The 10,992-nt window shown below is 70.5% G+C and carries 6 protein-coding genes; 5 read left to right on the top strand and 1 reads right to left on the bottom strand.

Annotated features, from left to right (window positions below; all coding sequences use genetic code 11):
- Positions 1-167: 167 nt before the first annotated feature.
- Complete coding sequence (locus ACTRO_RS28090) at positions 168-350, bottom strand: hypothetical protein (protein WP_157436498.1); 183 nt, start codon at positions 348-350, stop codon at positions 168-170.
- A gap of 269 nt (positions 351-619) precedes the next feature.
- Between ACTRO_RS28090 and ACTRO_RS28085 the strand changes: the two genes are divergently transcribed.
- The 5 genes from ACTRO_RS28085 (at position 620) to ACTRO_RS28065 (ending at position 10,900) form a co-directional block, all read left to right on the top strand.
- Positions 620-2,356, top strand: a complete 1,737-nt coding sequence (locus ACTRO_RS28085) for a hypothetical protein (RefSeq protein WP_157436497.1) — start codon at positions 620-622, stop codon at positions 2,354-2,356.
- 183 nt (positions 2,357-2,539) lie between these two features.
- A complete protein-coding gene (locus ACTRO_RS28080) occupies positions 2,540-4,174 on the top strand; it encodes a TIGR02677 family protein (RefSeq protein ID WP_034267822.1) in 1,635 nt (544 codons plus the stop codon).
- Positions 4,171-5,448: a TIGR02678 family protein gene (locus ACTRO_RS28075; protein WP_211244434.1), complete on the top strand. Its 1,278-nt coding sequence runs from the start codon at positions 4,171-4,173 to the stop codon at positions 5,446-5,448. Before ACTRO_RS28080 ends, ACTRO_RS28075 begins: the two co-directional genes overlap by 4 nt.
- Positions 5,445-9,575: a TIGR02680 family protein gene (locus tag ACTRO_RS28070; RefSeq protein ID WP_051451509.1), complete on the top strand. Its 4,131-nt coding sequence runs from the start codon at positions 5,445-5,447 to the stop codon at positions 9,573-9,575. Before ACTRO_RS28075 ends, ACTRO_RS28070 begins: the two co-directional genes overlap by 4 nt.
- Positions 9,572-10,900 (top strand): TIGR02679 family protein, encoded by a 1,329-nt coding sequence (locus tag ACTRO_RS28065; RefSeq protein ID WP_034267819.1) that lies wholly within the window; start codon positions 9,572-9,574, stop codon positions 10,898-10,900. Before ACTRO_RS28070 ends, ACTRO_RS28065 begins: the two co-directional genes overlap by 4 nt.
- Positions 10,901-10,992 lie beyond the last annotated feature (92 nt).

The following is a 10,992-nucleotide window of genomic DNA, read 5'->3' as shown; positions in this document are numbered from 1 at the left end:
CCCCAGGACGTGCGCAGATGCGAATACCGTGGGACTGTTTCCACGGATGCTGATTCCCGCGGCGAGTATGACACACCGTAGCCGCTTACGCACCCGATTCGTAGATATCGGTCAGCAACGGCCAACGAAGACCCGCGGCGAAGCCTGCGGTGGCTGTCAGGTGACTGTCAGGAGGCTGCAGGCAACCGCTTCCACCAGGTGATCGGCCCGACCACGGCGTCGCGCCCGCCCGAGCAGCCCAGCGACGAAAGAAGCGTGCGCAACTCAAGCGGGGCGGGGCGGTTCTGTACGCGCCCGCTCTCGGTGTGCACCTCGATCGCATAAGCATCCGGCTGATCTTGCGGGTCCACGACAGCCATCCCCGAGGGCGGGAGTCCGTGGGGCTTCCGGGGGCTGTGCCGCGAAGGCGATGGTCCGGGCGCCGGCGCGCTGAGCAAATTTCCGAGAATCGCCCCAGTATCGTCATGGTTACGCAACGATGGCCTCAGGGGCCGTGGCGGGCTTACCGCTCTGCCGCTTCTCTCATATCCTCTTCTCGCATCTCATAAGAAAACTGAGACGACTCCGCCAAGATCCGGGCCACTAGCATCCTTGGCGTCAAGACCGGGGGGCTCATCCCATGGTGCCTGCTCAGACTGCCGTCGCCCCGGACACGTCCGAGCGGCCCGAGAGCCTGTCCCCGTCACGCCGGACCGTGCTCGACCGGGTGCTGCGCAACTGGCCGGAGAAGGCCGCGGTACTGGCCGGCACGGCGGCCGTGGCGCTTCAGGCATCCCGGCTCGGCCGTTGGATCGTCGACGACGCCGGGGTCACATTCGCCTACGCCCGCAGTGTCGCGACAGGGCACGGGCCCGTGCAGCAGCCCGGCGCGACGCCGGTGGAGGGTTATTCCGACCCGAGCTGGCTGGCGCTGCTGGTGATCGGGCGCTGGCTCGGGGTATTCGACCACGGGTCCTGGTTCGGCATCGCCGACGTCGTGCTTTATCCGAAGCTGCTGGCGCTCGCGTGCGTCTTCGGGATGCTCGTCGCGGTCAACCTCGCGGCACGGGCCGTGCTGCCCCGGCGGGCCTGGGCCGTGACCGCGCTCGTCGGCGGCCTCTTCGCGGTCAACATGTCCCTGGTCGCCTGGTGCTTCTCGGGGCTGGAGAACCCGCTCTACGGGCTCACGCTCGCCGCGCTGGCCAGCCTCATGGTCTGCGCCACGGCCTCCGGCACGCTGACCACGCGCCGCACCGCGAGCTGCGCGGGACTGCTGGCCCTGCTCGCCGCTCTCACCCGACCGGACGGGCTGATCTATCTCGCCGTCTTCCCGGTAACCGTGGTCTTCCTCACCGAGCGGACGCGATGGCGGGAGTCGGTCAAAGCCGTCGCCATTTCGTGTCTCACGTTCGCCGTGCCGTTCGGTGCGTTCCTGCTCTGGCGGCACGCCGAGTTCGGCGGATGGGTCTCGAACACCGCCGTCGCCAAGAGCCAGAGCACTCCCACGGTGCTCGACCTCAATCACGGGCAGGACCTGCTGCACTTCATCGGCTGGCCGGCCGCACTGGTGTGCACCGCGTGCATCGGCATGGCCTGCGGTCTCGGCGAGCGCCAACGGCGGGCCCTGGTTCCGGTGCTCGTCCCACTCGGGCTGGCCATCGTCGCCTTCGCGGTGCTCATCCCGGACTGGATGCCGCTCTACCGCTTCGCCACGCCCGTATGGGTCCTCGGTTCCTTCGCCCTGGCGCTCTCGGTCGTCTCGCTCTGGGAGTGCTCGCGTATCCGCATGCGCGGAGTCATCGCCTGCGCGCTGGCGCTGTCGCTCGCCTTCGGGTATCTCGCCGATCGCAAGCAGTTCCACCGGTTCCTGAGGTATCCGACCGTACCGCTGTGCGAGGTCGTCGCCATCGACGGCCCCCCGTTCAACCAGTATGCCCGGATACTGCGGGTCACCGACGGCAGCCTGCTGACTCCCGATCTCGGCGGCACGCTGCTCACCAGCGACCTGCGCGTGTACGATCTGGCCGGCCTGACCGACCCCGCGATCGCCGACGACTACGAGCACGGCAAACCCGCCGCCCTGCGCACCTACGTATTCACCGTGGCCCGCCCGACGTTCATCCACGTCGCCGGCTCGTGGATCGATACCAGTGGCCTGCGATCATCAGTGCTGCTCGCCAACGGCTACCTCCCGCTCGACAACGACGGCGGTGCCAGCGGCAACTGGGTCCGCGCAGCCGACGTGACCGACCCCGGGCTACTCGCCCAAGCGCGGGCCTTGACGGCCTCGACGATCCTGCCGGCCGAGACCTGGCAACAGGACCACGGCCGCAGCGGCTGCGGCGCGACGCTCTCACCCGGCCTGACGCTTCCGTAGCGCGGGGGAAGGTACGTTCAGGGCCGGCCTGTGGCGCTGGAGAAGTGAATCGAGCTTGATCCGCTCGGCTGCGAGTCGTGGACACACCCGTGCTGGTCGAATCCCGCCCCGTTCCACAGCGCCTCGGCGCCGATCTGCGGAATACGGCATGCCAGGCGCGTCGATACGGAAGAATGTGACAATATGAGCCGCGCCTCATCCCGTCTTTCGTCGGCCGCAACAGCTGAGCCACAGCCGTTCGCCTACCTCAGCACCCCGAATGCCGCTCTCTACAGCCAGGTGCTGCGTGTCTTCGCCCAGGCGAGGGCGCGGTTCACCGTGCATCTGCGGCCGGAGGACGTGCTCGCCGAGCTGCGCCGGGACGCGGGCATCGCGGCAGTCGCGATCGAGCCGGTTTCAGGCGCTCTCGAGCAGTTGGAGGCGTGGGGCAATCTGCGCGCTGACGCGGACACGGGGCGGGTCACGACGGTCGAGGATTTCCATCGCGCCCGCTATCTCTACCAGCTCACCCGGCACGGGCAGGCCGCGGTGGCGGCGATCGTGGCGTACGAGCAGGCACTGGGCCATCGCGGCCAGTTGCAGGCGGTGGCGTTGGAGGACATCGTCGAGCAGCTCGCCGCTCTGCTCGTGCTTTCGCTGAACCCGGACCCGGACCCGGCGAAAGCGCACCTCGCGTTGCTCGGGCTCGTCGACAGGTTCACCTCGCTGGCCGACAATGCGGAGGCGTTCATGGCCTCGCTGCGGCGGACCATCGACTTCCAGGACGGGGATGAGGACGGGTTCATCGCGTACAAGGACCGGCTGATCGGCTACATCGAGCGGTTCATCGCCGATCTCGCCAACCGCGGGGCGCAGATCGCGGAGCTGCTCGGTCAGTTGAATTCATCCGGTGTATCGCGCTTGCTCGCCCTCGCCGCGCAGCGCGAAGCCGCCGACGCGGTCCCGGATGGTGAAGGGTCCGGCGCGCAGGACGCAGAAGCAGCCTCCGGCGCGGGAGCTGCTCCGGCCACGGCCGCGCCCGCTGCCGTACTCGCGGGATGGGAGAACCGTTGGCGGGGCCTGACGGACTGGTTCGTCTCCCGCGACGCGCACCATCCTTCACAGGCCAAGCTGTTGCGTGCGAGCGCGGTGAGCGCGATCACGAATCTGGTGAACACGGTCTCGGCGCTCAACGAGCGTCGCGGCGGGCGGGTGGACCGGTCCGCGGATTTCCGCGCATTGGCGCGATTCTTCGCCGAGGCCCCCTCCGACGAGGACGCCCATCGGCTGTGGCGGGCCGCGTTCGCGCTCACCCCGGCGCGGCATCTGAGCGTGGACGCGGAGACGGAGGAACTGTGGTCGCAGCAGCCGCCTTCGCCGGGCACGCCGTGGGAGCAGGCGCCGCCGTTGCTGATCAGCCCTCGGTTGCGGGAGACCGGCTCGTATGAGCGGCGCGGCTCCCCGAACAAGGTCGCGGACCGGTCCGCGGCGCGGGTCTTGCTGGCCGAGCAGGCCGAGGCCGAGGCGGCGCAGACGGCCTCGGCCAGGTCGCGGCTGGCCACCGACGGGCCGACGCTGTTGTCCGAGCTCGGCGGGCCGGAAGGGCTGGATCGGCAGGCGTTTCGGCTGTTCCTGGCCGTGCTCGGGGACGCTCTGGCGGCGCGGATACCCGGTGAGGCGGAGTGCTCGGCCACCACCGGAGACGGCACCATGGAGGTGCGCCTGAAGCTCGTGGACGCCTCGACGATCGTCGAGATCCCGACGCAGGACGGGGTTCTGTCGGGGCCAGAGCACATCATCGAGATCGTGGACCTGGCCCGCGCCGGAGGTGTCCGGTGACGATCGACGATCTGACGGGCGACGGCCTCCTCGAAGCCGATACCGATGTCGATCCGAGGGCTGCCTCGCTCCTCGCCGATGCCCAGGCCGAGCGCGCTACGGCGGCACGCGCGCTGCTGGCTCGGCCTCTGCTCAGGCCCGGGGGCGAGGAGTTCCGCCTGGCACGCAAGTATGCTGCGGAACTGACGGCGTGGTTCGCCGCGGAGACGGGCTGGCGGCTGGTCGTGGACGTGCAGAGCGCGCGCCTGCTCAAGACCCCGGCGCGGCTGGACGACGCGACCAGGCCCGCGGTAGCCCCGAAGACGAAGGCTCCGTTCACCCGCCGTCGCTACGTTCTGCTGTGCCTGGCGCTCGCGGTGCTGGAACGGGCGGACAGCCAGATCACCTTGGGCCGGCTCGCCGACGGGGTGATCACGGGCGTGGCGGATCCGGCACTGGCCGACGCGGGTGTCGAGTTCCGGTTGGAGCGCCGGGAGGAGCGCTCCGACCTTGTCGCCGTCGTGCGGTTGCTGCTGGAGTTCGGTGTGCTCGATCGGGTTCACGGCGACGAGGAGGGGTTCGTCGCGCAGGCCGAGAACGACGTGCTCTACGACGTCAAGCGCAAGCTGCTCTCCGGCCTGCTGGCTACGACGCGAAGCCCGTCGAGCGTCTCGGCCGCCGGCTTCGAGCGACGCCTGGCCGAGCTCACGTTCGAGCCGCGTCCGGACACCGACGAGTCTCGGTTGCGCGGATTGCGGCATCGGCTCACGCGGCGCCTGCTCGATGATCCCGTCGTCTACTACGCCGAACTGGACGAGGACGAACGCGACTATCTGGTTCGCCAGCGCCAAGCCATCGCGGCTCGTATCCATGCCCTGACCGGGCTGGTGCCCGAACTGCGGGCCGAGGGCGTGGCGATGGTCGATCCGCAGGACGAGCTGACCGATGTGCGGATGCCGGAACAGGGCACCGAGGGGCATGTCACGCTGCTGATCGCCGCGCACCTGGCCGGGAGCGCGCGACCGCTCGCGCGCCTCGAGGCGGCACGCCTGGTGCGCTCGCTGGCCGGCGAACACGGGAAGTACTGGCGCAAGTCCGCCACGGACCCGGCCGCCTCGGGCGATCTGGCGGATGCCGCATTGCGGCGGCTGGTCGCACTGGACCTCGTCGAGGTATCAGGTGAGGGTGAAAGCGAGCTGTTCGCCGCGAAGCCCGCAATCCACCGCTACGCCCTGGCCGCACCGCGCGTCGTGAGATCCGGTTCCAAGACCATGCGCAAGGACGCTTCCCGATGATCGCTTCGCACTCTGATCTGCCCCGTCCGATCCGTCCGCGCTGGCAACCGCTTCGCACCGGACTGGTGGACATCTTCTACTACGACGACGAGGAGTTCCGCTTCCACGACGGACGGTTGTTGCTGCGGGGCAACAACGGCACCGGGAAGTCGAAGGTGCTCGCGCTGACCCTGCCGTTCCTGCTCGACGGCGAGCTCACGCCGAGCCGGGTCGAGCCGGACGGGGACCGGGCGAAGCGGATGGAGTGGAACCTGCTGCTCGGCGGCAGGCACCCGCACGACGAGCGGACCGGATACGCCTGGCTGGAATTCGGCCGCATCGACGAGGACGGCCGGGAGCTGTACTGCACCGTTGGCTGCGGTCTCAAGGCGGTCAAGGGCAAAGGCATCGCGCGGCACTGGTTCTTCGTCACCGACCGCCGCGTCGGCCCGGAGTTGGCGCTGATGTCCGCCACCCGTATCCCGTCCACTCGCGAGCGCCTCAAGGACGCGCTCGGCGACCGCGGCCTGGTCTACGACACCGCGACCGAGTACCGGCGTGCTGTGGACGAGGCGATGTTCGGCCTCGGCCGAGAACGCTATGAAGCCCTGGTGGGGCTGCTGATCCAGCTGCGCCAGCCGCAGCTGTCCAAGAGGCCTGACGAGAAGCTGCTTTCCAAGGCGCTCACCGAGGCCCTGCCGCCGCTCGACCAGGGGCTGATCACCGAGGTCGCCGAGGCTTTCCGCGGTCTGGACGAGGAGCGCGAGGCGCTGCTCGGGCTGCAGGAGACGGCCCGCGCGGCAGAACTCTTCCTTCGCCACTACCGCCGCTACGCGCGTACCGCCGCGAAGCGGCAGGCGGCCGTGCTGCGCCTGGCGCACAGCAAGTACGAGCACCTCGGCCGTGATCTCGGTGACGAGGACACCGCCTTCGAGGCGGCGACCGAACGGCTGGCAGTGGCGAAGTCCCGGCTCGGCGAACTGGCCTCCGAGCGAGAACGGCTGTCCGCCGCCCACGACGCCCTCAACCGCAGCCCCGAGATGGACGCGGCGCGCGGCCTCGAGGAGGCGGGCGGAATCGCGCGTACTCTCGCCGAGGTCGCCGCCGACCGCACAGCGGCGCGGGATCGTGCTCGTATCCAAGGGGAGAACTGGAATCGCCGGGTCGCGGCCGCGCACATCCGGCGGGAGCGTGACGCCACGGCTCTCGAGGACGCCGACGCGAGGGCGCAGGATTCCGCCGGGCGCTCAGGGATCGACCACGACGCCGTTCGGATCGAAGCCGACCGGGAGGCCGCGCCCTACCCGCAGGCTCAGCGTGCCGGGGAGCGCGCTGTGGCACGCCGCACCCAGGCGATCTCCGGCCTCGAAGCCCTGCTCGACGAGGCCGATCGGGCGCACGAGCGCGCCAGGGCCGCCAAAGGTGAGGCTTCCCGCGCGGCCGAGGAACGCGTCGCCGGCCAAGAACGGGCCGCCGCCGCTCAAGCCCTGATCCTCGAAGCCGGCGCGGAGCTGGTCGAGGACTACCGCGTGTGGTTCGATGCCCATCCGGCGACGCGCCGGCCCGAGCCGGAAGCTCTCCTCGCCCGCCTGGAACTGTGGACTGAGACGCTCGACGGCGCCGACCCGGCCGCGACCACGGCCCGCGAGGCCTGTCAGCGGGCTGCGGCCGAGCTGACCAGGCGGGAGAGCGGTCTCGAGCGTCGGCGCGCCGCCGCTTCCGAGCAGCTCGCACAGATCACCGCTGACATCGCGCGGCTCGAGGCGGGCGGCCACCAGGCTCCCGCACCGTCCCATACCCGCGATCCGCTGGCCCGTGTGGACCGACCGGGCGCGGCGTTCTGGCACGCGGTCGACTTCGCCGCCGATGTGAGTGAGGCGGACCGCGCCGGGCTGGAAGCGGCGCTCGAGGCCGCAGGCATCCTCGATGCCTGGCTCAGCCCCGACGGCACGCTGTACGGCCTCGGAACCGGTGACACTCTGGTGACCGCCACTGCCGCTCCCGCGCCGAACGGAGGTCTGACCGGGCTGCTGCGCCCCGTGATCGATCGTGACGACCAGGCGGCCGCAGCGCTGACCGACGAAGCGGTGACGTACCTGCTCGCCTGTATCGGCGTGGACGAGTCGGATCACCCCGCCTGGGTCGGCGTCGACGGGCACTACCGCCTCGGTGTGCTGCGGGGCCGATGGAGCAAGGAAGCCGCATGCCACATCGGAGAGGGCGCGCGCGAGGCGGCCCGCCGCGCCAAACTGGCCGAACTCGCAGGCCTGCGCTGGGAGATCCAAGCCGAGCTCGACGAGTCGGCGCGCGACATCGAGCACGTACAATCGCTCGTCAGGGCTCTCACCGAGCATCTGCATGCCCAGCCTTCCGACCTGGCCCTGCGCGACGCGCACTCACGCCTGACGGTGCGCAACGAACTGCTGCGCACCTTGATCGAGCGCGCGGGGGAGACGCAATGCGCCGCGGCCGAACGCCAGCGGACCGCCGAAGCCGCCGAGGCCGAGGCGGAGCAGTTCGCACGGGACACGGCACTGCCGACGCAGCGCGGCGTCCTCGCCGACGTGCGGGAAGCGGTACACGACTACCGCACGGCGCTCGCAGCGTTCTGGCCTGCCTCGCGGGCCGCGGCCGAGGCAGCCGGTGAGCTCCACGACGCGCAGACGGAGGCGCAGGCGGCAGCCGAAGTCCTCGTCACCGCGACGGATGAGGCCGATCGCGCCGCACGTGAGGCGGCGGGAGCCGAAGAACGCCGCCGAGTGCTCCAAGAAACCATCGGTGCCAGTGTGGAGGAACTCTTCCGCCGCCTGCGCGAGGCCGAGGTGGCGGGAGCGGAGCGAGACCGAGCTGAGGAGGAGACCCGCGACACGTATGACCAGGCGATGCGCGAGCGCGAGCGCGCCGACGGACGCCGCGAACTGCTGCGCGGGCAGATCGGGGCCGCGGTCGACGAGCGCGATGCGGCGGTGCGCGCCCTGCGCGATTTCACCCGTACCGGGTTGCTCGCCACCGCGCTGCCCGATCTCGAACATCCCGCCGCGGATGCGGAGTGGCTGCCCACGCCGGCGGTCGCCCTGGCCCGTTCCATCAACCAGGAACTCGACGAGACCGACGAAGGCGAGCGCGCCTGGGAACTGATCCAGCAGCGCGTCGCCCAGGAGATCAAGACCCTGACCGACGCGCTCGGACGCCATGGACACAGCGTCGGGATGACCCCGCATGCCGGGCTCATGCACGTCGACGTGGTCTACCAAGGCCGCTCACGGGACGTACCCGCTCTCGCGGCCTCGCTCACCGAAGACGTCGAGCAGCGCGGCCGGCTGCTGACGGCCAGAGAGCGCGAGCTGCTCGAGAACCATCTCGTCGGCGAAGTGGCCGGGGCGCTGCAAGAGCTGATCGCGGCCGCGGAAGAGCAGGTGCTCGAGATGAACAAGGATCTCGAACAGCGCCCCACCTCGACCGGAATGCTTCTGCGGTTCCAGTGGAACCCCGCCAAGGCCGCGCCCGAAGGGCTCGAAGCGGTGCGCGGCAGGCTGCTGCGCACATCCGCAGACGTCTGGAGTCCGGCCGACCGCGCCCTGGTCGGGCAGTTCCTTCAGGCGCGCATCGCCGCCGACCGCGAGGAGCACCCCGGCGACTCGTGGGCGGACCAGCTCTCCCGGGCCTTGGACTACCGGGCCTGGCACGAGTTCGCCATCCAGCGCCGCCAGGACGGCCAGTGGCGCCCAGCCACCGGACCGGCCTCCGGCGGCGAGAGAGTCCTCGCGGTATCCATCCCGCTGTTCGCCGCGGCGTCCTCGCACTACTCCTCCGGGCGCGCCAGCGCGCCGCGCCTGATCGCACTCGACGAGGCGTTCGCAGGAGTCGATGACGACTCGCGGGCCAAGTGCCTGGGCCTGCTCGCCTCCTTCGACCTCGACGTCGTGATGACCAGCGAGCGCGAATGGGCCTGCTACCCGACCGTGCCCGGCATCGCCATCGCCCAGCTCTCGCGCCGCGAAGGCATCGACGCCGTTCTCGTGACCCCGTGGATCTGGGACGGGCGCGAACGCCGCCGCGCACCGCGTGGTGGCGCGTTCGCCAGTGCGGCCGAGCCTGACTCAGCCGGCGGCGCACCGAACCACACGCAGGAGACCCTTGTCTCATGACCTCCGACCATACGGACGCAACACGCCTCACCCGCGTTCTGGGTACCCCGGAGACAGCGTGGTTCATCGAGCGAGTGCGCAAGCGCGCGGCCGAAGGACGACCGCTCATCGGCAGTCTCACGCTGGCTTCCGCCACGCCCGCGCAGCGCCGCGCCATCGACGCACTGCTCGGCCGGGCCCCCAGCCGGGGCACCTCGCTCAGCGTGCGCATGGAGGAACTCGACGCCCTCCTGCGCACCGCGGGCATCCACCCCGACGGCCTACGCGCCGCAGTGGAGGAACTCACCGGCCCCGTACCGGACAACAGGGCGAAGGCGCTCGCCGACGCGCAGGCGTGGCAGTACGCGAATGAGCCGTTGGAGGCAGCTACCTGCGCCAACGCCTACCTCGAGAGCTGGTGGAGGCGGCCCCACGCGCGTGCCACGCTCAAACGGCTGGCCGGCGGCGACCCGTCCGCCGCGCGGTCGCTCGCCGAGCAGACCGCCGCAGTCCTCGCCTACCTCCCGTCCGACGGCCTATCACTGCCCATCCTCGCCGCCCGCGCCACCGGAGACGCTCACGCGCTGGACACCGACCAGCCACTGGGCAGACTCGTCCTCGCCGCCACCGAGCACTGGGCCCGCTCACTCTCACCCAACCCCGAGGCGCTCGTTCTGCCCAAGGCCGAACAGCGCCGCGCACAATGGGCGGAGCTCGGCGTCAGCCTCGACGAACTCTCCTCGCGGGTCCTCACTCTCGGCCTACCCGGCAACGGAAGCAGCCCGGGTAGCCTCGGACCGCTCCTCGCGATCGCCCATGAACACGGCGAACCCCTCGCTCTCACCCTGCGCCAGATCCGCCAAGGTGCCGCAGACGCAGACTCGGACGTGTACGGTGTCGGCGCGGGAGAGGTGTTCGTCTGCGAGAACCCCGCCGTCCTCGAGGCAGCCGCCCAGCGGATGGGGCCGGACTGCCCGGCGCTGGTCTGCGTCGAAGGCCACCTCTCCGTCGCCGCGCGAGCCCTCCTGCGCGCCCTGTGCGAGCACGGCGCGTGCCTGCGTTACCACGGGGACTTCGACTGGGGCGGCCTGCGCATCGCGAATTCCGTCTTCGCCCTCATCGACGCCGCACCCTGGCGCTTCTCGCACCACGACTACCTCAAGGCGATCGGGCGCGGCCACGGCAGCCGGCTGGACACCGGCGCGCCATGCGACGCCTCATGGGATTCGCAGTTGCGCGAAGCGATCTCCACCCACGCCGTCCGGGTCGAGGAAGAGCACGTCATCGAGGACCTGCTCGCAGACCTCGACGGCTCCACATACCGGCCGTCGAGAGCGAGTGCCTAAGCCGGCGCCATGCGGAGCGCCGGGACCACTGCGGCCGAACTAGAATCCGCCTCCAACCTGCGATTGCCGATAATGGCATCCATGCAGGTCAG

It is taken from the genome of Actinospica robiniae DSM 44927 (assembly GCF_000504285.1).
Taxonomy (GTDB): Bacteria; Actinomycetota; Actinomycetes; order Streptomycetales; family Catenulisporaceae; genus Actinospica; species Actinospica robiniae.
The sequence above is the reverse complement of the archived record's forward strand: the minus strand, read 5'-3'. Positions and strand labels throughout refer to the sequence as shown.